Source organism: Erythrobacter sp. JB1-15, from assembly GCF_057365035.1.
The window spans coordinates 2,246,939-2,267,996 of sequence record NZ_CP200295.1; the positions used below are offsets into that span (position 1 = coordinate 2,246,939).

21 protein-coding genes are annotated in these 21,058 nt (G+C 58.9%); 17 read left to right on the forward strand and 4 right to left on the reverse strand.

The genetic code is table 11. From position 1 onward, the window contains the following. Positions 1–122 precede the first annotated feature (122 nt). Both AC0V6L_RS10795 and AC0V6L_RS10800 read right to left on the reverse strand, forming a co-directional pair. A complete protein-coding gene (locus AC0V6L_RS10795; RefSeq protein WP_486154271.1) occupies positions 123–671 on the reverse strand; it encodes a GNAT family N-acetyltransferase in 549 nt (182 codons plus the stop codon). A 98-nt stretch (positions 672–769) separates the two neighbouring features. After that, positions 770–1,957: a PQQ-dependent sugar dehydrogenase gene (locus AC0V6L_RS10800; RefSeq protein ID WP_486154272.1), complete on the reverse strand. Its 1,188-nt coding sequence runs from the start codon at positions 1,955–1,957 to the stop codon at positions 770–772. Between AC0V6L_RS10800 and AC0V6L_RS10805 the strand changes: the two genes are divergently transcribed. From AC0V6L_RS10805 to AC0V6L_RS10835, 7 genes are all read left to right on the forward strand, one after another. Further along, positions 1,956–2,591, forward strand: coding sequence for a ribonuclease HII (locus AC0V6L_RS10805; protein ID WP_486154273.1), 636 nt, complete (start codon positions 1,956–1,958; stop codon positions 2,589–2,591). The two genes, AC0V6L_RS10800 and AC0V6L_RS10805, sit on opposite strands and share 2 nt — an antisense overlap. A gap of 265 nt (positions 2,592–2,856) precedes the next feature. Then, positions 2,857–3,780 (forward strand): calcium/sodium antiporter, encoded by a 924-nt coding sequence (locus tag AC0V6L_RS10810; RefSeq protein WP_486154274.1) that lies wholly within the window; start codon positions 2,857–2,859, stop codon positions 3,778–3,780. A 286-nt stretch (positions 3,781–4,066) separates the two neighbouring features. Next, complete coding sequence (locus AC0V6L_RS10815; protein WP_486155113.1) at positions 4,067–5,239, forward strand: DNA methyltransferase; 1,173 nt, start codon at positions 4,067–4,069, stop codon at positions 5,237–5,239. Positions 5,240–5,446: 207 nt separating this feature from the next. Continuing rightward, on the forward strand, positions 5,447–6,232 hold the full coding sequence (locus AC0V6L_RS10820) for an outer membrane protein (protein WP_486154275.1): 786 nt from the start codon (positions 5,447–5,449) through the stop codon (positions 6,230–6,232). Positions 6,233–6,394: 162 nt separating this feature from the next. After that, positions 6,395–7,675 carry an NADH:flavin oxidoreductase/NADH oxidase family protein gene (locus AC0V6L_RS10825; RefSeq protein ID WP_486154277.1) on the forward strand — a complete coding sequence of 427 codons (1,281 nt, stop codon included), beginning with the start codon at positions 6,395–6,397 and terminating at the stop codon, positions 7,673–7,675. Positions 7,676–7,913: 238 nt separating this feature from the next. Beyond that, positions 7,914–9,053, forward strand: coding sequence for a dihydropteroate synthase (gene folP, locus AC0V6L_RS10830; protein ID WP_486155114.1), 1,140 nt, complete (start codon positions 7,914–7,916; stop codon positions 9,051–9,053). Between the two features lie 94 nt (positions 9,054–9,147). After that, positions 9,148–10,335, forward strand: coding sequence for an alkaline phosphatase D family protein (locus AC0V6L_RS10835; RefSeq protein WP_486154278.1), 1,188 nt, complete (start codon positions 9,148–9,150; stop codon positions 10,333–10,335). A gap of 22 nt (positions 10,336–10,357) precedes the next feature. On the opposite strand, the gene AC0V6L_RS10840 is transcribed toward AC0V6L_RS10835, so the two are convergent. Both AC0V6L_RS10840 and AC0V6L_RS10845 read right to left on the reverse strand, forming a co-directional pair. Further along, complete coding sequence (locus AC0V6L_RS10840) at positions 10,358–11,152, reverse strand: SDR family NAD(P)-dependent oxidoreductase (RefSeq protein WP_486154279.1); 795 nt, start codon at positions 11,150–11,152, stop codon at positions 10,358–10,360. 31 nt (positions 11,153–11,183) lie between these two features. Next, the gene (locus tag AC0V6L_RS10845) at positions 11,184–12,617 is read right to left on the reverse strand and encodes a sigma-54-dependent transcriptional regulator (protein WP_486154280.1); all 1,434 of its coding nucleotides are present in this window, start codon (positions 12,615–12,617) and stop codon (positions 11,184–11,186) included. A gap of 336 nt (positions 12,618–12,953) precedes the next feature. Here AC0V6L_RS10845 and AC0V6L_RS10850 point away from each other — a divergent pair, with 336 nt between their 5' ends. The 10 genes from AC0V6L_RS10850 (at position 12,954) to AC0V6L_RS10895 (ending at position 20,990) form a co-directional block, all read left to right on the forward strand. Beyond that, positions 12,954–13,076 carry a hypothetical protein gene (locus AC0V6L_RS10850; RefSeq protein WP_486154281.1) on the forward strand — a complete coding sequence of 41 codons (123 nt, stop codon included), beginning with the start codon at positions 12,954–12,956 and terminating at the stop codon, positions 13,074–13,076. A 35-nt stretch (positions 13,077–13,111) separates the two neighbouring features. Continuing rightward, positions 13,112–14,236, forward strand: coding sequence for an NAD(P) transhydrogenase subunit alpha (locus AC0V6L_RS10855; RefSeq protein WP_486154282.1), 1,125 nt, complete (start codon positions 13,112–13,114; stop codon positions 14,234–14,236). Positions 14,237–14,239: 3 nt separating this feature from the next. Then, complete coding sequence (locus AC0V6L_RS10860) at positions 14,240–14,521, forward strand: NAD(P) transhydrogenase subunit alpha part 2 (protein ID WP_142786877.1); 282 nt, start codon at positions 14,240–14,242, stop codon at positions 14,519–14,521. Between the two features lie 98 nt (positions 14,522–14,619). Then, a complete protein-coding gene (locus AC0V6L_RS10865) occupies positions 14,620–16,086 on the forward strand; it encodes an NAD(P)(+) transhydrogenase (Re/Si-specific) subunit beta (RefSeq protein ID WP_486154283.1) in 1,467 nt (488 codons plus the stop codon). Further along, entirely contained in the window at positions 16,087–16,446 is a 360-nt protein-coding gene (locus tag AC0V6L_RS10870) for a hypothetical protein (protein ID WP_486150664.1), read from the forward strand. It abuts the gene before it with no gap. 22 nt (positions 16,447–16,468) lie between these two features. Continuing rightward, entirely contained in the window at positions 16,469–17,434 is a 966-nt protein-coding gene (locus AC0V6L_RS10875) for an alpha/beta fold hydrolase (RefSeq protein WP_486154284.1), read from the forward strand. Positions 17,435–17,530: 96 nt separating this feature from the next. Further along, the gene (locus AC0V6L_RS10880; protein WP_486155115.1) at positions 17,531–18,226 is read left to right on the forward strand and encodes an aspartate/glutamate racemase family protein; all 696 of its coding nucleotides are present in this window, start codon (positions 17,531–17,533) and stop codon (positions 18,224–18,226) included. A 337-nt stretch (positions 18,227–18,563) separates the two neighbouring features. Then, positions 18,564–19,766 carry a deoxyguanosinetriphosphate triphosphohydrolase gene (locus tag AC0V6L_RS10885; protein WP_486154285.1) on the forward strand — a complete coding sequence of 401 codons (1,203 nt, stop codon included), beginning with the start codon at positions 18,564–18,566 and terminating at the stop codon, positions 19,764–19,766. Next, positions 19,759–20,517, forward strand: coding sequence for an NAD(P)H-binding protein (locus AC0V6L_RS10890; protein WP_486154286.1), 759 nt, complete (start codon positions 19,759–19,761; stop codon positions 20,515–20,517). Before AC0V6L_RS10885 ends, AC0V6L_RS10890 begins: the two co-directional genes overlap by 8 nt. A gap of 8 nt (positions 20,518–20,525) precedes the next feature. Further along, positions 20,526–20,990 carry an ABA4-like family protein gene (locus AC0V6L_RS10895; RefSeq protein ID WP_486150674.1) on the forward strand — a complete coding sequence of 155 codons (465 nt, stop codon included), beginning with the start codon at positions 20,526–20,528 and terminating at the stop codon, positions 20,988–20,990. The last annotated feature ends 68 nt before the right edge of the window (positions 20,991–21,058 follow it).

The following is a 21,058-nucleotide window of genomic DNA, read 5'->3' on the forward strand; positions in this document are numbered from 1 at the left end:
GTTCCATAGGATATGGTGGACGGGCGGGGAGGTGGGGCGGCCCGGCGTGAGCGTTAGCGAACACTCAACAAAGACTCCGCGTAAGCGAACACAAACAAAACACCCCCAGCAGGCCTGCCGCTCTACTCGCCCCAGGGGCCCAGCATTCCTTCGGCGGGCATTGCGGCAAGCGCGGGGCCGCGTGCCAACAGGCGGTTTTGCTCATACGGTCCCGGACAGCGCCATCCGCCGGTCATCGCGGCGGAAAAGCCCCAGCGCCCATAATAGTCAGCATCACCGATCAGAACCTGCGCCAAAGGTGTCTGCCCGCCAGCGGCAAGCTGCGCTTCGGCATCAAGCATCGCTGCCATCAGCCCCATGCCAAACCCTTCGCCCTGACGTTCGGGCAGCACTGCAACCGGCCCCACCATGATCAGCGGGATCGCCCGGCTTTCGGTGTCGCGGGCGGTTTTTTCGCGCAGTGCCACAGGCCAGCACTGAATGGTGCCAACCAGCATCTCATCTTCATCCAGCGCGGCAAAGCTGAGGCTGCCCAGACATTCCATGCCCGCCCGTATGCGATAGGCGGTGCGCGCATGGCGGTCCGGGCCAAAGGCACGGTCCAGCAGAGCCTCGATCATGGCGGGCTCAACGCTGGCAAGCGGGATGAGAGAGGCGGTTTTGGTTGTCATCGTGTGTGTTTTGCAATGTTCTGCGCAGGAGGAGTGAGACGGTCTTAGGCTGGCCGCTTCCTCCACCTTGTGCATTGCGAAAGCAATGCAAAACAGCGTTACATAGTCAGTTTGAGCAGGCGCGCTTCATCGCCATCTTCGGCCACCCAGATCGCGCCATCTGGCCCCTGTTCTACTGAACGCAGGCGCCCGCCAAGTTCGATCCGGTCTTCCTCTGCCACCGCATTGCCATCAAGCGACACGCGCACCAATGCCTGCGAGGCAAGCCCTGCGATCAGCACCTGATCCTTCCACGCGGCAAACATATCGCCTGTATAGATAATCATATCGCCCGGCGCGATCACCGGGGTCCAGTGGATTGCGGGTTTGACAAAGCCATCATCAGGCGTGTGATCGGGGATATCGACCCCGTTGTAATTGTCGCCATTCGACCGGGTGGGCCAGCCATAATTGGCCGCGCGCTGCACCAGATTAAGCTCATCCCCGCCAGCAGGGCCGTGCTCTATCTCCCACAAACGCCCCTCAGCATCGAAATCCATCCCGAGGATATTGCGGTGGCCATAGGACCAGATTTCCGCTGTCACCCCGCCTTTGTCAGCAAATGGATTGCCTTTCGCAGGCGTGCCATCAAGGTTCAGCCTGACCATGGAGCCAAGCGTGTTTGTCATATCCTGTGCGGGGTCTTGTTTTTGGCGGTCACCGCTGGCGACAAACAGATATTGTTCATCAGGGGACACAAGGATGCGGTGCGAATAATGGCCTTTGCCGGTTACTTTTGGGGCTTGCCGCCAGATCACTTCCAGCCCTTCGAGCGCGCAGGCATCGGTTGCGCTGCAATCCAAAGTGCCGCGCCCGACAACGGCGCCGCGCGCGCCGTCATCTCCATCCGCATCAGCGGCCATTTCGGCCCAGCTAAGATAGATGGTGCGGCCAGTGAGTTCGCTTTCTGATTGAGAGGGGAGGAACGCGATATCGCCAAATCCGCCCTGTCCGCCATAGGCGACGTCTGGTGCGCCGGTCACTTCGCCGATTTCGCCAGTGGAGGTGTCCATGACTTTGAGCACCCCCGCTTTTTCAGTGATGAACATCACGCCGGTGCCGGGGGCAAATTCGATCGCCCATGGTTCTTCAAACACGCCCATGGTTTCAACGGTGTAATCCGCGCCTGCCTCTGCCCCATTGGCGCTATCCCCGGTTTCAGCGCCAGCGCAGCTTGCGAGCGCGAGAGCGGGGATGGACAAAGCTGTAAGCCGAAGCGAAGCGGCGAATTGTGAAGAGAACGTCATGGATCAATCAACTCCGGAAAATCAAACGGGCGCTGCCTCTTTGACGCGGCCTGTGCTCATCGGGGTGGATGAGGCTGGGCGCGGGCCTTTGGCGGGGCCAGTGGTGGCAGCGGCGGTGGCTGTTGGCGGTGATCTACCCGCTGGCTGCGCGGATTCCAAGGTGCTTTCCCCAAAGCGGCGCGGCGCGCTGGATATCGCCATCCGCGAGACATGCGCCTGGGCCGTGGCAGTGGTGGAGCCGGATGAGATTGACAGGGTCAATATTTTCCAGGCGACGATGCTGGCGATGACTCGCTGCGTGCGCGATTTGACTGCGCAATTGGGTGATCCTGCGTGCACAGTGCTGATTGATGGCAACCAGACCCCGCAAGGGCGGTGTGAGGAATGGCGCTGGGATGCTCGCGCGATTGTGGGCGGGGACGGGACCGAACCGGGGGTCAGCGCGGCTTCGATCATAGCCAAAGAATGGCGCGACCGGCTGATGATCGCCGCCGCCGCCGATCACCCGCATTTCGGTTGGGAACGCAATAAGGGTTACGGCACCAAAGAGCATATACAGGCCCTACGCCTGCACGGTCCAACCCCGCTGCATCGCCGCAGTTTTGCACCCGTTGCCCAGGCGAGTTTGCTGTAGGGCCGAAGGGTTTTTCCTCTGCTTGGACCGCGGGTTTTTGTTGGGTGTTCACTTACGCACGTATTTGTTGGGTGCGGATTGCACATCCGTGCAATCCCTGGCCGGACCGCCCCGCCTCCCCGCCCGTCCACCATATCCTATGGAACCCTTGGTGGACGGGCGGGGAGGCGGGGCGGTCCGGCGTGAGCGAAGCGAACACCAAGCAAGAACACCCGCCGCCACCAATCCGCTTTGCTATCCCCTGCAACCCGCCTAAACGCCGCGGATGTTTGGTGCGATTCTTCTTAGTCTGGTGGGTCTTGTTGGCCTTGGCATTGGTGGTGAGCTGCTGGTGCGCGGGGCGGTGGGCATTGCGCAGAAAATGGGCGTGTCCACTCTGTTCACAGGGCTGGTGATTGTCGGATTTGCCACCAGCATGCCCGAAATGGCGGCCAGCGTTCAGGCAAGCCTTGCAGGCTCTCCGCAAATTGCATGGGGCAATGTGGTGGGATCCAATCTGGCGAACACGCTGCTTATCCTTGGCGCGACTGCTCTGGTCATGCCGATTGCACTCAGCGGCAGCGGAAAACGCGATGCGGTGGTGGCGCTGGGCGCGACATTGCTGCTCTGGGCGCTTGCCATTGGTCAGGTGGGCGGGCGCTGGATTGGCTTTGCGCTTCTGGCGGGTATCCTTGCCTATATCGTGTGGCGCTATCGCAATCCGGGGGCAGGCGGCGATGATGAAGAGCTGGACGATGCGCCATCGGTCTTGTGGCAGGCCATTGCCTTGTTTGTGGTGGGCCTTGTCATTCTGGTCGCAGGCGGGAACGCGCTGGTGACAGGCGCGATTGATCTGGCGACCATTTTTAACGTGCCTGAAACCGTGATCGGCCTGACGGTTGTGGCCGTGGGCACCAGCCTGCCCGAACTTGCCGCATCCATCGCGGCGGCCTTGCGGGGCAGGCCGGGCTTGGCATTGGGCAATGTCGTGGGGTCCAACATATACAACATCCTGCTGATCGGCGGGGCGACCATGTCAATCGCGCCGCTGCCGCTGCCGGCAGAATTGGCAGGCGTTCAGCTGCCTCTGCTCGCTGCGAGCGCTGTTTTGCTGCTGCTGATTTTGTGGAAGGCAAAAAGGATCGGACGGGTGATCGGCGGGCTGCTGCTGGCCGGGTTTGCGGCCAATACCATTTGGGTTTTTGCGTAATCGCGGCCAAGCTTTGCGTTAAAAAATGGCGTGGCCTGAAAAATTTACAATTTTCCTGGTCCTGTATCACCCGGTTAATACACCCCCTTCATATCGAGTCCCGTCAACACGCTCAGACTCCACATCTTGTGGGTTCTTATTTCGTTCCTGCACCAGCGCTAGAGTCTTTACGAAGCCTTAACCATAAACCCCTCTAATTCTTTGCTTGACGCGGACTCCTATCGGACTCCATGCCTGTGGATAAGTGATGGAGTCCCGATCCGGGACAAGCCAATGGGGCGAAAAAATGGGTGTGATCGAAACTTCAAAACTGAAAGCGGCGGGCGCGGTTGCGGCCCCTGCGATCACGCCTGTGCGTCCCATTCCCGGTCTGCCGCTGGGCACCATTCTTGGCGGTGATTGCGTCGAAGCCATGCGCTCATTGCCCGACAATTCGGTCGACCTTGTCTTCGCTGATCCGCCTTACAACCTGCAATTGGGCGGCGATTTGAACCGCCCCGATGGCAGCCAGGTCGATGCCGTGACCGATCACTGGGACCAGTTTGACAGTTTCCGCGCTTATGACGATTTCACGCGCGCCTGGCTTGCCGAAGCGCGCCGTGTTTTGAAGCCCGATGGATCGCTGTGGGTCATCGGCAGCTATCACAATATCTTTCGTGTGGGCACTGCGGTGCAGGATATGGGGTTCTGGATCCTCAACGATATCATCTGGCGCAAGACCAATCCGATGCCAAATTTCAAAGGCACACGTTTCACCAATGCGCATGAAACGCTGATCTGGGCGAGCATGGGCGAAAAATCGCGCTATCACTTCAATTACCGCGCGATGAAAACGCTCAATGATGAACTGCAAATGCGGTCTGACTGGGTGATGCCGATCTGTTCGGGCAATGAACGCCTGAAAGAGCACGGCAAGAAAGCGCATCCGACACAAAAACCCGAAAGCCTTTTGTACCGCTTGCTGCTCGCGACAACCGAGCCGGGTGATGTGGTGCTCGATCCGTTCTTTGGCACTGGCACAACGGGCGCTGTTGCCAAGCGCTTGGGCCGCCAATGGGTCGGCTGCGAACGCGAGGAATTTTATCAGACCATTGCGTATAAGCGCATAGAAAAGGAACTTCCGCTCGACGAGAGCGCTTTAAAGACAATGCAATCACGAAAGTCCGCGCCCCGGGTCGCCTTCGGGACGTTGGTGGAAACCGGACTGATCGCGCCCGGAACCAAGGTGTTCGACAAGAAACGCCGCTGGGTCGCGATCGTCCGGGCAGATGGTTCGCTTGAACACGAAAAAGGCCACGCGCCCAAAGGTGTCCACACCGGATCGATCCACTCGCTGGGCAAAGAATTGCAAGGCGCGCCAAGCTGCAATGGCTGGACGTTCTGGCATTATGAAAAGGGCGGCGAAATGCTCCCTGTGGACGCGGCAAGGCAGCTTTATCTGCTCGCGTCTGAGGATTAAGTCCGCTTTCTATCCATCTGAAAACCTGAAACTTGTGCGAAGGATATGCATCATCCAGCGCAGATATCGCACGTCCTGGCAAATCCTGACAATCATTCGCATCTGAGGTTCAGGTGGCATCGTATCCTTGGGGCATCCGTTCGTGTGATCGGGCCTAAGCGGGGGGAACACTAAGCGGCGCAAAGCCGCAACCCTTAGGAGCTACGAATGTCTTTTTCTAAACTTGCACCTATTGCCATCGCGCTTGGCGTGCTGGCGGTTCCATCCAATGCATTTGCGCAGGATGATGATGGCGGCATCTATGTCGGCGTAAGCGGCGGCGCCGCATTGCCCAATGACAGCGACAATTCCGGCGAATTTGATGAGACCGTGCCAGCAACGGCGGATTTTGGCGAAATTCCTGCCGGAACTGAGCTCGCGTGGAGCACCGAGAATGACACAGGTTTCGCGATTGGCGGACAGGTTGGCTATGATTTTGGCAATGGTCTGCGCGCCGAACTGGAAGGGACTTATACCGAATACAATGTCGATACGCATGCTGGCCTGCTGGTTGGCGGCGCGGATATTGACGGTGCCGACAGCGCGGTATTGACGCGCGGCGCAGCTGACCCTGCCAATCCAACCGTCGGGGCCGTGATTGCCGATGGACAGGGCGATGTGTCCAATCTCGGCATTTTTGCCAATGTCTTCTATGATCTCAACACAGGCAGCGGGTTCAAGCCCTATGTTGGTGCGGGACTTGGCTATCAATCCACCGATGTCGAATACGCCCCATCCGGCGTTCTGGTTGGCGATGATAGCGACGGATCGTTCGCCTATCAGGCAATGGCGGGTGCCAGTTTCGCTGTGACCGATGGCGCAGAGGTCTTTGGCCAATACACCTACCGTGCCAATTTCAGCGATGCGGATATTGAATTGGACCTGTTGCCAGCGACCTTGGGTGTGGAAAGCGCCCAGTCGATCATTTCAGCAGGGGTTCGCCTGAAACTGTGATCACGGGCGCATTATCCAAACCGAAAAAGAAGGGGCCGGGCACGCAAGTCTGGCCCCTTTTTGCGCCAGAGCGCTGCCGATTGGCTGAGCTTGCCCGTTTCCTATCTGAAAATTCGTGATATCGCCGCGGTCCAACAAAAGCCATAAAAGAGGATGTCGCGGATGATCTTGCAAACCACACTTGCGCTGCCATGCGGTATAAGCCTGCCCAATCGCCTCGCAAAAGCCGCGATGACCGAAGGACTGGCAGACAGCCGCGGCGCGCCGACAGCTGAATTGGAGCGGCTATATGGCATTTGGTCAGATGGCGGCTGCGGCATGCTGCTTTCGGGCAATATCCAGATTGACCGCGATCATCTGGAGCGGCCCGGCAATATCATCATCGATGGCGAGCTGGATGATGACGCCATCGCCGCCTTTCAGCGCTGGACATCGGCGGCAACGCGTTCTGGCAACCATTTTTGGGCGCAAATCAGCCATGCCGGCCGGCAGACCTTTGCCAATATCAACCCTCAGCCCAAGGCTCCCTCTGCGGTGAAGCTGGGCCTGCCCGGCGGGCAGTTTGGGGAACCTGTCGCTTTGGAAGACAGCGAGATTGAAGCGATCATCCGCGGGTTCCTGCGGGCGGTGCGGATTTGCAAGCAGGTGGGCTTTACCGGCGCACAGATCCACGGCGCGCATGGCTATCTGATTTCGCAATTCCTCAGCCCGCGCTCAAACCTGCGCACCGATCGCTGGGGCGGGAGCCTTGAAAACCGCGCGCGATTGCTGCTGAGCGTTGTCGAACAAGCGCGCGCTATTGCGGGGCCTGATTTTGCGATCAGCGTGAAATTGAACAGCGCGGATTTCCAAAAGGGCGGCTTTGCATTTGAAGACAGCCTTCAGGTTGTCACCTGGCTTGAGGAACGCGGGGTTGATCTGATCGAGATTTCCGGCGGCACCTATGAACAGCCCAAATTGCTTGGCATCGAAGGGATGGAACCCGCTGATGATCCCGGCATCGCCGCATCAACCCTTGCGCGGGAGGCGTATTTTGTCGATTTTGCCAAAGCGATGAAAGAGGCGGTCAAAGTGCCGCTGATGGTGACGGGCGGTTTCCGCAGCAGGGCGGCGATGGAGCAGGCCGTGAGCGATGGCGCGGCGGATATCGTGGGCCTTGGCCGCCCGCTTTGCGTCGAGCCTGATGGGGCGAGGCGCATTCTGGCAGGTGCAGACGCTCTGCCGCGCGCAGAAAACACGCTTTCGCTTTTGCCAGCGCCGTTGAAATTCCTGGAAAAGATACGGGCAATCAGAGCCATGGCCGGGTTTGCCACGCAATTCTGGTTCTACGCGCAGATATATGCGCTGGGGCGAACGGGCAGAACGGACCCGGACATGACTGTTTTCAAAGCGTGGCGATTGGTCGAAAAAGAACACGCGCAAAGGCTGAAGGCCAACAGGTGAAGCAAGCCGTGGTGCGATAGAGCTGACGAGAACCCACGCGCGGCACTGTCCTACATCGGGGCGGGGCGCTATCGTTCACGCCATGACCAAATCATCGCTCTTCACCCGCCTGAAATTCGTCCCAAACGCTGGTTTTGGGGCAGGGCACTTTTCTTTGTCAGGACCGTGTAACATGCGGTCCATGCGTCAGACTTCGGATGAGAAAGCTGAACAGATCACCGATCTCGAGGGGTCGGGCATGAGCGCGTCAGTCTATGTCCATCCCATCGGCCTTTCCGCTTCCCCGCAGGCAGAAGCAGGGGCAGGCGGCCCCGCATCGATTCGGCTGGGCGGTTCGATGGCCTATGCCAGCCGCTTTGCGCTGGTGGTGCGCGAAAGCGGGGCAGTGACGCATCGCCGTGTGTTCGCCCTGGCAGATGCGGCAGAGGCATTGGGCGAGCCGGGCGGCGCGCTGGCAGAGGAAGCGCAGGCGCAGTGGGCGAACCTTCAAAAGGTGCATCAACCCTGGGATCTGGGCGCGCGAGTGATCCGGTTCGATCAACCGCAAGTGATGGGCATCCTCAACGTAACGCCCGACAGCTTCTCGGATGGGGGCGCATTCGATACAGCAGAAGCAGGCCGCGAGCACGCCGCTGCCATGCTGGAGGCAGGGGCGGCGATCATCGACATTGGCGGGGAAAGCACACGCCCCGGCGCTGCTGCGACTTTCGAAGGGGATGAGATTGAACGAGTGATCCCGACGGCTGAGTACTGCGCGAGTATGGGCGCAGCGATCAGCGTCGACACACGGCGCGCAGGTGTGCTTGAGGCTGCACTGGGCGCAGGCGCGCAAGTGGCCAATGACGTGTCAGCCTTGCGCTATGACCCGCGCATGGGGGAACTGGCTGCCAATGCCGGGTGCCCCGTCATCCTGATGCATGCACCGGGCGGGGGCGAAGACCTCCATGCCAAGGACAAGCTGGATGGCGGCGACTACACCGATGTGGTGAGCGACGTGTTTGACTTCCTCAAGGATGCCCGCGCCCGCGCGATTGCGGCCGGTGTTGATGAAGCGCGCATCATGCTCGATCCCGGCATCGGCTTTGGCAAGTCGCTCAGCGACAACCTCGCGCTCATGAACGCGCTGCCGCTGTTTCATGCCCTTGGATCGCCGTTGATGGTCGGGGCCAGCCGCAAACGGATGATCGGCGCGTTGAGCCGCGAGGAGGAAGCAGGCGCACGCCTTGGCGGCTCGATTGCGTTGGCCTTGCGCGCGATGGATGCAGGCGTGCATGTGCTGCGCGTGCATGACGTGGCTGAGAGCGTTCAGGCGCGCAATGTGTGGCGCGGTATGCGCGATGCGGCGCTAACCGATTTCAGTCAGCTTGAACCTCTATGATCGGCGCCGCGCCTTTACCGCTTTCCTACTTGTCACAAACTCGCCATGAGATGCGGGCAAGAGGCAATTGACCATTCAATCAAGGATATCACCCATGCGCCGTCTTTCGCTGTTTGCCGCCGCCACCTGTTCCATCGCTGCCCTGGCAGCAGCGCCTGCTGTGGCCGATGGACATAACGGACACGGCGGTAACCATGGCGAAGTGCCGCTGGCCGCTGAAGACCTGCTAGCGCCCTATTACGCGAAACTGGCCGAAAGCATCGAATTGCCCGTCGCGCCTGCCAATGCCTCGCTCGCGCCGGAAAGCGTGATTACCCGGCTCGCCTTTGGCAGCTGCAATCACCAATTGCGCTCGCAGCATATGTGGGGCCAGATTGCCGCAGCCGATCCGCAGTTGTTCCTGTTTATCGGTGACAACAATTATGGCGATCAGTTCTGGAAAGGCGATGCATCGCTCAGCACTTTGCGCAAAGCGTATGCAGTGCAGGCTGGCACGCCTGAGCTTGCCGATTTCATGGCAAAAGTGCCGATGATGGTCGCCTGGGATGATCACGATTTCGGGTTCAACGATGGCGGCGCCAGCTTTGCCCATCGCCGCTGGTCAGAGACGATCTTTGAGACATTCTGGGGATCATCCGACGAAGTGCGCGCGCGCCCCGGTATTTACGAAAGCCGCATGTTTGGGCCTGAAGGACAGCGCACTCAGGTGATCGTGCTCGATACCCGGTTCTTCCGGTCAGACTTTGAAGCGATGCCCTATTCAGACGAACGCCCGCCGCTTGGCCCCTATGTGCCTAGCGAGGATGCGTCGAAGACCATGTTGGGCGATGCGCAGTGGACTTGGCTGGCGCAGGAGCTTGCCAAACCGGCAGACTTCCGCATCATCGCATCCTCCATTCAGGTGGTGACCGATGCGCACAATTACGAAAGCTGGGAAGCGCTGCCGCTGGAGCGTGCGCGGCTTTACGAAATGCTCGCCAATCGCGAGGAAAGCGGCATGGTGCTGCTGTCAGGCGATCGCCATGCGGGCGGCATCTACACCGAGACCGCACCCGAGACGAAAGGCGAGACGATCTGGGAACTGACCAGCTCTTCGCTCAACTACTCGTTTTCCACCACCGAACGGAACACCGCGCGCGAACCCGATCCCAAGCGGGTGACGGACTTCATCTCGGAGGAGAATTTCGGGCTTGTCGATATCGACTGGGCCAAGCGGACTTTCACCATGTCCATGCGCGGCAATAAGGGTGAAGAGCGAGTGACCCAGACGGTGAACTGGTAAGCGCGTTTGGGTGCAAACGGCGCTAAAGCGTGAACCCGCCATCATCGACCAGCACGTGGCCTGTAAGGTTCGCGGCTTCATCGCTGAGCATATAGAGGATCGACTGCGCGGTTTCGCGCGCGGTTGAAAAGCGGCCCAGCGGCGTCGTTTTGCCCATGTTCTGGATAACGGCATCGCGGCCATGCTTTGCAACCGCCGCGTTGAATTCAGGCCCGCTTTCCCAGATGGCGGTGTCAACGCCGCCCGGCGCAATCGCATTGACGCGAATACCGGCGGCGGCGTTTTCAGCTGCTGCCATGCGCGCCATATGGGCAACGGCTGCTTTGGAGACGCCGTAGGGGCCAGTGCCGGGCACAGGCTTAACCCCGGTTGATGAGGCCGTGATAACGACACTTGCCGCTTTCCTACTGCCGTCTGACTGTGCTTTGAGCATGGCATTGAGGCTGGCCCGCAAAGTGAGGAACGCGCCGTCAAGGTTTACGTCCATAATGCGCCGCCAATCGGCCATGGTGAGATCGGCAAAGGCTCCAAAACCGCCCATGCCAGCATTGACGATGGCGTGATTGAGGCCGGTAAGATGCGGGGCAATGTCATCCCACAATGCCTCATCCGCGACGCTGCCGGTGATGCACACGGTTTCGGTATCGCCAAGGTCGAGCGCGGCCATACCGGCCTCGTCCACATCGACAAGGATGAGCTTTGCTGCGCCGCGTTCGGCGAGCAAGTGGGCGCAGGCAGCGCCAATGCCGGACGCTGCGCCCGTGACGAGCGCAGTCCGGTTGGTGAAGGCATGGGCGATAGGGTTTGTGTCAGTCATGCCCGCAGGGATAGCCCAACGCGCACAGCGATCAAGCGACGTTATCAATCCCCAGATCGCTCAGCTTGCGATAAAGCGTTGATCGCCCAATGCCGAGCCTGCGGGCAACCTCGGTCATTCGGCCGCGATAATGACCAATCGCGAGGCGGATCACGTCGGCCTCGATCTCTTCCAGCGGGCGCAGATTGCCGTCTTCGGTATACAGCATCACGCCCACACCTTCGTGCAGATGGCTGGATACGGGGTCTTTCTGCTCTCCCAAAAGCTCAGAAAGCTGCGGGAAACTGTCCGCTGTCAGCGAATCGGTTTCGCAATAGACGGCGGCTCGGAACAGCACCGATTGCAATTGGCGCACATTGCCCGGCCAATCAAACGCCGACAAAAGCGACAATGCGCTATCAGAGACGGACAGATGCTTAAGCCCCGGCTGTTCGCCAATACGCGCCAGGAAATGGCGAGTAAGAGCGGTGATGTCGCCCGTGCGTTCGCGCAAAGGCGGCAGCGAAATGAGCGTGCCGCCCAGTTTAAGCGCCAGTTCCTCGTCAAACTGATCAGCAGAAACGAGCGTTTTCAAAGGGAAATTGCTTGCTGTCAAAAGACGCACATCGATGCGGAACCCATGCGCGGCGCCCACCGGGCGGACAATGCCGGTTTCCAGCGCTTCGGCAAGGCGGCGTTGGACAGGGCCGGGAAGCCGGTCAATCTCATCGAGCACCAAAGTGCCGCCATCGCAGTGCTGCATCGCGCCAATCTGGCGGTCAAACGCGCCGGGAAAGGCATTGGGTTCGTGTCCGAACAGCACCGATTCGAGCGAATTGGGCGGAACGCTGGCGACATTGATGATGCGCAAAGCATCTTTCGAACGCGGAGAAGCGGCGTGCATGGCGCGCATCAGCATCTCTTTGCCAGTGCCGCTTTCGCCTTCAATCAGAGTGTGGCCATGCCCGCGGGCCGCTTTGGCAGCTTTGGCCAAAGCCGTGCGGAAACCGGGCGCGGTTCCGATCATCGCATCGAAATCGAGCGTGGCAGACATCTTCTCGGTCAGCGGGGCAAGCTCGTCCTTGGGCGCTTGCCGCTTGGTGACGGTGCGCAAGGCTTCCATCAGCCGGTCAGGCGAGACGGGTTTAACGAGGTAATCGCTTGCGCCTGCACGCATCGCTTCGACCGCGAGCAGCGGGGAAGCGCTGGTGGTGAGCATTAGGATGGGAAGGGCAGGGCGGCGCTCTTTCAACTCGGTGATAAGAGCGCAGGCATCGTCGCCGGGAACCCACTGATCGAGCAGGATCGCAGACAATTGCATGCCTTCGCGCGTGCCAAGCATGGCGATTGCTGTATCGGCATCGGGCGCAACCAAAGTGCGCCAGCCATCACGCGCTGCAATAGCTGAGATAAGCCGCGATTGTGCAGGCTCATCATCGATCAACATCACAAGACGTGTGTCTTCTAGCTGTTCTGTCTCCGCCATAATCGGCAAGGACCCTCCGATGCCCTGGCAATCGTCCCAGGGTGAGACGTCCGCAGGGCGTACAAGCATCGAGTAAATACGATATTAAGGCTGTTCGACCCGATGCACTTTAAGCCGGTCTTTGAACGCGACCAATCGCACAGCATTGTTGCAGAGCACTGGCAATACAGTGGGCTTGAGCAACGCGGCTCTCTCCGATACGGGGAGGGGCCGCTTAGATTAAGCTGTATGGTTTTCGGATGAACCGCGCGTGACGCGCAAGTTTATGGCAGGAACCGCAGGCGGATCGGTTGGATGAATAAGGGCCAAACAGGCCGACAAAGGGAAAATGACGCAATGAGCATCCATGACATGGACAAAGCACAAGAAACATATGGCGGCTTTATGAGCGCGCTGAAATATTCGATCCCCGTGATTGCGGTGATCGTTGCACTCGTCGTTGCGATGATTGCCGGCTAAAGCCTGGCCAATAGGCCGTTAACAGGGGCGTACTTGTGAAAATTGCAGTGTTGAAAGAACGCAGCGCGGGCGAAACGCGCGTTGCGGCAACGCCGGAAACGGTCAAAAAGTTTGCAGGCCTTGGCAATGATCTGTTCGTTGAAAAGGGCGCAGGCCTGACCGCGTCGATCACGGATCAAGCGTATGAAGAGGCAGGTGCCACTGTTGGCACCGCCGCTGCTACGATCAAGGATGCTGACATCGTGCTGGCGATCCAGGCTCCCGATGTGAAGCTGTTGAAAGGCGCAAAGCCGGGCGCGATGGTTGCGGCCCTGTTTGACCCGTTCAACAATAAAGATCTGCTTGATGCCTACGCGGCAGCGGGCCTTGAAGCGTTGTCGATGGAATTCATGCCGCGCATCACGCGCGCGCAGGGTATGGATGTGCTTTCCAGCCAGTCCAATCTTGCTGGATATAAAGCGGTCTTGGCAGCCGCGGACACCTATGGCCGCGCTTTTCCGATGATGATGACGGCAGCCGGCACCGTTCAAGCGGCCAAGGCGTTTATTATGGGCGTTGGCGTGGCGGGTCTGCAAGCGATTGCCACCGCGCGGCGTTTGGGCGCGCAGGTTTCGGCGACTGATGTGCGCTCTGCTACCAAAGAGCAGATCGAAAGCCTCGGAGCCAAGGCGATATTCGTTCAGGACGTAGCCGGGATCGAAGGCGAGGGTTCGGGCGGTTACGCGACCGAGATGAGCGATGAATATAAGGCGGCGCAGGCCAAGCTTGTCAGCGAACACATTGCCAAGCAGGATATTGTTATCACCACCGCGCTGATCCCCGGACGCGCTGCGCCCGTGCTCATAACCGATGCGCAAATCGCCACAATGAAGCCGGGCAGTGTCATCTTCGACTTGGCCGTGGCGCAAGGCGGCAATGTCGAAGGTTCAAAGCCTGACGAAGTCGTCGAAAAGCATGGCGTTAAGATCATCGGATTTTCAAACACGCCCGCGCATTTGCCCGCTGACAGCTCCGCACTGTTTTCGCGCAATCACTTCACCATGTTTCAGGCGTTCTGGGACAAGGAAGCGGGCAAGCCTGTGTTTGACGAAGAGATCGGCGATGCGATTCGCCTGACGCTGGGCGGTGCTGTTGTTAATGAGAGGCTGAAGGGGGCCTGATCCATGGACTTTATCTCAATCCTCTCGATTTTCGTGCTGGCGTGTTTCGTCGGCTATTATGTGGTCTGGTCGGTGACGCCTGCGCTTCACACGCCGTTGATGGCCGTGACCAATGCGATTTCCAGCGTGATTATCGTCGGCGCACTGATTGCGGCGGCTGAGGCTAGCAGTCCGGTGGCCAAATATCTGGGCCTGTTTGGTGTGGTGCTGGCCAGCGTCAACATTTTTGGCGGTTTTGCCGTGACCGAGCGTATGCTCGCCATGTATAAGAAAAAGGAGAAGTGAGGATGGGTTCTTTCATGTCACCCGTCATCCCAGCGAAAGCTGGGATCTCCCTCAATAAGCTCCGCGCTAAGTGGCCAGCGATCCCAGCTTTCGCTGGGATGACGGCTTTATTCGCAACCCCAGCCCATGCCGCTGGCGATGGCGCGGCTACGCCTGCTTGGGCAATGCTTGCCTATCTTATTTCCGGTGTGTTCTTCATCCTTGCTTTGCGCGGGCTTTCCAGCCCGGCCACAAGCCGCGGCGGCAACCGCAATGGCATGATCGGGATGGTCATTGCCGTTGGCACCACTTTGATCACGCACAACCTTGCGACATGGTATGAGATCGCAATAGCGGTCGCGATCGGCGGCGCGATTGGGTTTGTGATCGCGCGCAAAATCGCGATGACATCCATGCCCGAGCTGGTTGCAGGTTTTCACTCACTGGTCGGCCTTGCCGCCGTAGTGGTTGGGCTTGCTGCATGGCTTGATCCGGCGAGTTTCGGGATCACCGATAGCGCAGGCCAAATCCTGATGGTCAGCCGGATCGAGCTTGGCCTTGGTATTGCGATTGGTGCGATCACCTTCTCAGGCTCGGTTATCGCTTTCCTTAAACTGTCGGGCAAAATGAGCGGGTCTCCGATCATGCTGCCGGGGCGGCATGTCATCAATCTGGGCACTTTGGCCGCGATCGTCGGGCTGGTCGGGTATTACGCCGTTTCACCTCAAGGCGGAGCAGGCGAGGGCTGGATGATCCCGGCAATCACTGTGCTTGCCTTTGTCATTGGTTTTCTCCTGATTATCCCGATTGGCGGGGCGGATATGCCGGTGGTGGTGTCCATGCTGAACTCCTATTCGGGTTGGGCAGCCGCAGCGATGGGCTTTACACTCGGCAACAGCGCTATGATTATCACCGGCGCGCTGGTGGGATCATCAGGCGCGATCCTCAGCTACATCATGTGCAAGGCCATGAACCGTTCCTTCATCAGCGTGATCGCTGGCGGATTTGGCGCGGATGACAGCGGCGGCGCTGGCGATGGCGCACCGCGAGAACAGCGCCCGTACAAACAGGGCAGCGCGGATGATGCGGCCTTTATGCTTGAACAGGCTGAAAGCGTTATCATCATTCCGGGATACGGCATGGCGGTGGCACAGGCTCAGCACGTTCTGCGGGAAATGGCCGATGCGCTAAAAGAAAAAGGCGTGGATGTGAAATACGCGATCCACCCTGTTGCTGGCCGGATGCCGGGGCATATGAACGTGCTGCTTGCAGAAGCGAACGTGCCCTATGACGAGGTGTTCGAGCTTGAGGATATCAACTCAGAATTTGCCCAGGCCGATGTCGCTTTCATCATCGGGGCAAATGACGTGGTGAACCCGGCCGCGAAAACCGACAAATCATCTCCCATTTATGGAATGCCTGTGTTCGATGTGGACAAGGCAAAGCAGGTGTTCTTCATCAAACGCTCCATGGGCGGCGTTGGCTATGCGGGCGTTGACAATGATGTCTTCTACATGCCGCAAACCGTCATGCTGCTGTCTGATGCGAAGAAGATGGTCGAAGGCATCGTGAAGGCGCTCGACTAAATGCGCGCGATGCTCCTTGCGCTTGCGGTGATTGCGCTGCTGGTTGGGGGGTATTTTGTGTTCCGCGATGGCGGGGTGCTTGAACAGGTGACCGAGGAACGCGTTGAGCAGGCGCTGCTCGCCAATGGCGTGCCTGAAAACCTGGCCACCTGCATGGCGCCGCGCCTCACCGACAGGCTATCGATTGTGCAATTGAAAAAGCTGGAACGCCTGGCCCCCGAAGAGGGCGAGGACCGCGTGCCTTTATCGCCTGGCAAAGCGCTGGAGCGATTGGAGCGGGTCGATGACCGCGAAGCTGTTGAGACGCTGGGATCGGTCGCGGCAGGGTGCGGGTTGGATATGCTGAAACAGCTGCTTTGAAACCGCTTTTGGGGGTCGCAGAATGAAATGGGTGTTTAGGACAATCGGATTTCTCGCCGTGGTGCTGGGCGCAGCTTTCCTGATCTTTCGCACGCCCGATACCGATCCCGCTGAAATGCGCGCCAAATATGGCGGTGAGCCTTCGCAATTTGTGCTGCTGGAAAGCGGTTTGAAAGTGCATTTGCGCGATGAAGGCCCTTTGAACGGCGATGCAAATGCGCCTGTCATCATGTTGCTGCACGGTTCAACAGCCGATCTGCACACCTGGCAGCCTTGGGCAGAGGCCTTGCGCGAAGATCACCGCGTCATCCGGTTTGACCAAGTGGGGCACGGCCTGACCGGGCCTGATCCAGACGGTGATTATTCGCTCGATAACTTTGTCTCCGATATTGATGAGGTGGCAGATGCGCTTGGACTGGAACGGTTTGTTCTGGCCGGAAGCTCGATGGGCGGATCGCACACGGCGGCCTACGCGATGGCGCATCCGGACAGATTGATTGGCGCGGTTATGGTGGGGGCAAGCGGTGCGCCGGTGCGGCCAGAGCGTGATGCCAGCCTTACCTATCAATTGGCGCAGACCCCTGTCATCAATTCCATCATGGCGCAGATCACTCCGCGATCCATGGTCAAGGATGCCTTTGCTCAAACCGTCAGCAACAAAGCCATCGTCACCGATGAGACGGTCGACCGGTATTGGGAATTGTTGCGCTATCCCGGCAACAGGCAGGCCACAATCGCCCGGTTCGGTAATCCGCGCACATCGTTTGACGCTGAAGACATCGCGCAGATAGCTGTGCCAACTTTGCTGCTGTGCGGGGAAAAGGATCCGCTGATCCCGGTTCCCTCGAGCCGCTGGTATGACGAAAATCTGCCTAGCTCGACCATGGTTATCTATCCCGGCATCGGCCACTTGCCGCACGAAGAAGCGCCAGAGGCGAGCCTCGAAACGCTAAGAGGCTGGCTGCTGAACATCGCAGAAACCACGTAAGCGCCTTGTAAAGCGGTGGTTTTTTCCCGCCTATAGACGCGGCGTAACGTTCGCCGCTAAACCGGGCCACCTACCTAAGTGGAATCGAGGGTCGCTTTGCGCAAATTGGGATTGATCGGCGGCATGAGCTGGGTGTCGACGGGCATATATTATGAGCGGATCAACCGCATCATCCAAAAACGCGCGGCCCCCATGGCAAGCGCGCCGATGCTGATCGAAAGTCTTGATTTCACCGAACTTCACGGCCTGAATACGCCAGAGGATTGGGATCGGGCGACCCAAACTCTGATCGCCAGCGCAAAACGGTTGGAAGCAGCCGGCGCAGAGGCATTGTTGATCGGTGCCAATTCCATGCACAAAGTCTATCGCGAGCTTGAAACGCAGGTTGATATTGAAATCATTCATATCGCTGAGTGCGTCGGTAAAAAACTAAAGCAGGCGGGCATCAAGAATGTCGCGCTTCTGGGCACGCGCAATGTGATGACGGAGGGGTTTTACCGGCGCAGACTGGTTTCGCACGGGATTGATCTGCTGCCGCCCGATATGGGCAATGTCGAAACGCTGGACCGGATTATCTACGATCAATTGATGGTCGGCAAAGTCACGCGTGATGCACAGCGCACATTGAAAACGATCATCACAAACAAGGAACAGGAAGGCGCACAGGCAATTGTGCTGGCGTGCACGGAGCTTGATCTGATCGTCGATATCAATGCCAATGTGCTGCCAGTGTTCGATTCGACTGTAATCCACTGCGAAGCAGCGGCAGAATGGATTTTGAGCGAGGATTAAGCACGCTCATTTGCGACTCAACGCCGCGCGGGAACAACTGGCCGCAGGGATCGCTCACAAAGGGATGCGGTTTTGAATTGAAACCCGTATTGGCCGTGGCGAATTTGTCATTGGAACGTAACAGTGCAAATTCCGGGCTCTCGGGTCGCTATGCCGATAGCCCGGGGCCGCTTGCCACCCCTTTTTCTGTCCGGCGAGCGGCCCCACTCAACTTTGCGCGGGGCGCCAATGGGCGGCATGCAGGCGCAATAAGGGATTGGCTGATGTCCACATATGCGCGCAGAGTTGCTGATCTGTTCGCCTTGAGCTGGTTGGCACCCTCCGCCAATGTCCCAAAATGAAACGCGCACCTTACGCTGCCAATCCTGACGCGCTGGATCACCGCGGGTTTTCAGGCAGAGAATTTGACGGGGCCGCCAATATCGCAGGCGCGCCCCGAACGCCCAGCGAGCGCAGAGGGCCGCGCACCGCCTTTCAGCGCGACCGCGACCGGATCATCCATTCGATGAGTTTTCGCAGGCTCAAATCGAAAACACAGGTCTTTATCGCGCCCGATGGCGATCATTATCGCACCCGGCTTACGCATAGTTTGGAGGTTGCGCAGATTGGACGTGTGCTGGCGCGCGCTTTGGGCTTGGATGAGGATCTGACCGAAGCCTTGTGTCTGGCGCATGATCTGGGGCACCCGCCTTTTGGCCATGCAGGGGAGCATGCTTTGTCCGATGCGATGGAGCGGCATGGCGGGTTTTGCCACAATGCACAGACATTGCGCACGGTGATGCGGCTCGAAAGCCCCTATCCGCTGCACGAAGGGCTCAACCTGACCTGGGATTTGCTCGAAGGGTTGGCCAAGCACAATGGCCCGGTGGAAAATCCGGGCTGGGCGCTGGCGGAGCTTGATGCGGCGTTTCCTTTGGAACTGGGCCAGTGGCCTTCGCTCGAAGCGCAGATTGCCGCGCTTAGCGATGATATCGCTTACGACAATCACGATATTGATGATGGCCTGCGCGCAGGGTTTCTTGACCTTGATGATCTGCTTCAGCTGGATTTCCTCGCGCAGCAATGGCGAGCGGTCGAAAAACGCTTTCCTGGTGCACCCAAAGACCGGCTACTGCGCGAACTGGTGCGCGGGCAGATTGGATTGATGGTGAATGATGTGCTGGAACACACGGCGAAACAGATCGAGGGTATGGAAACAGTCGCCGATATTCGCGCCGCTGGCCGCCAGCTGGCAAGTTTCTCGCCTGCTATGGAAGCGCAGGAGCGCGCGCTTAAATCCTTTATGTATGACAAGCTGTATTTCCACCCCGAACAAGTTGCCGCTGCTGCACATGCACGCGATGTTGTGGCGCGGTTATTCGCCGCATATTCGCAAGATGCAAGGCTGATGCCCGAAGAATGGCAGGATCGTCTGCCCGATAAAGAGCCTGCGCGCGCGCGGTGTATTGCCGATTTTATCGCCGGAATGAGTGATGGCTTTGCGATTCGCCAATGCGCGGCGATCTATGGCGAAGCCCCAAGCGGATTGACCAATGTCTGACCGGCCGCGCGAATATTTTGCCGATAACGGCATGGATGAGAAAAAAGCGCCGCTGCGCATTGGGCTTGTGGGCGCCACCGGGCTGATTGGGCGGCGCGTTATCGAAATCTCCAGCCATGGCGATGCCGCCCGGATCGTCGGCATCGCGCGGCGCGAACTTGATATGCCTGCGGGCACTCGGATGGAGATCTTTGTTGCTGAGCCGGAAAAATGGGGAGAAATATTCGAAGCGGTCCGCCCGCGCGCTTTGATTTGCGCGCTGGGAACAACCATTAAGAAAGTGGGCGGGGACGAAGATGCCTTTCGCGCGGTCGATCAAGAGTTGGTGATGGCCACGGCAGAGGCTGCACACAAGGCTGGCATTCTCAATCTGGTCCTCGTCAGCGCGGCGGGGGCTGATCCGGCGTCCAAACATTTCTATATGCGGGTCAAGGGTGAGACGGAACAGATGGTTTCCAAGGTGGGCTTCAAGCGGCTCGATATTCTGCGCCCCGGCCTTTTGAAAGGCGCGCGCAATGATGATTTCCGCATGGCAGAGGGATTGGCAAAGATCGCCAGCCCGCTGATCGATCCGCTGCTTCCCAAGAAATGGGAGATGTTCCGCTCGGTCGAGGCTGATCTGGTGGCAGAGGCGGCTTTGGGATTGGGCATGCGGCGCGCGCAGGGGCGCTTTACCCATGATAACGAGGCAATGAAGCGGGCCGCGCGCGAATGGCGGATGAAAGCGGATCTGCCCGAGGAACAGGAATAATCGCGATTATGCCATGGGATCTTGTCTTTAGCGCCGTGAATGCCCTTGCGATGATCGCATGGGCCGCATTGATCTTGTTGCCGCGCTGGCCTGCTTTGCTGTCAGCGGTGCTTTATGCAGGGATTGGCATGCTGTGCTGTGTTTACGCTGGGGGCTTGATCGGGATTGTCAGCGGATTGATATCGGCTGGCCCGGATGTGGGCGCGGGCGGGGGCGGCGCCAATTTCTCCACCATTGAAGGCGTGCGCGCTTTGTTTGCCAGCGATGGCGGCGTCACCGTTGGATGGACGCACTATCTCGCCTTTGATTTGTTTGTCGGGCTTTGGATTGCGCGCGATGGCGATGCAAAAGGGATCAATCGGTTTATCCAGGCCCCTATCCTGCTGGCCACATTGTTTGCAGGACCGCTCGGTCTGTTTATCTGGCTGATCCTTCGCGAGCCTGCAGCACGCAGACAAGGCCGTTTCGCCTAACGTAAATTGATGGACTGATAGAGCGGTTTGCGCCTAGTCTGCCCGGCAAAGAAAAAAGCCAGGAGAGA